Here is a 265-nt window from a genome sequence, read left to right as displayed (position 1 = left end):
ACGTCGCCGTGGCATAGGAAGCCGGCGAGGTGAGGCTGGCGAGGAAGGCCCTGGCTTCCGGATGCACGGCGAGGAATTGTTCGACCGGCGTCGGGTGCGGGGTATCGGCCCGGGTCTGGCCGACCGCGCGCAGGAACTGCGCGAACTCGTCGCTCGTGGCGACGATGAAGCCATTGTGCTGGTCGCTGGCGAAGTCATAGCTGCTGCCATCGGCGGCCTGGATCTTCAGCGCCAGGCCGGCCGGGGGCGCCGCCGAGGCGGTGTC

At 70.2% G+C, this 265-nt stretch carries 1 protein-coding gene; it reads right to left on the bottom strand.

Features of this window, described 5'->3' with window-relative positions; genetic code table 11:
• Positions 1 to 265, bottom strand: a 265-nt coding sequence (locus tag SB660_RS21260; RefSeq protein WP_410584374.1) for a catalase family protein, incomplete at both ends; no start/stop codon positions are given.

Source organism: Bacillus sp. SIMBA_005 (assembly GCF_046535585.1).
Lineage (GTDB): Bacteria > Bacillota > Bacilli > Bacillales > Bacillaceae > Bacillus > Bacillus pumilus.
Note: the sequence above shows the minus strand (reverse complement) of the source record. Positions and strands in the feature narration are given on the sequence as shown.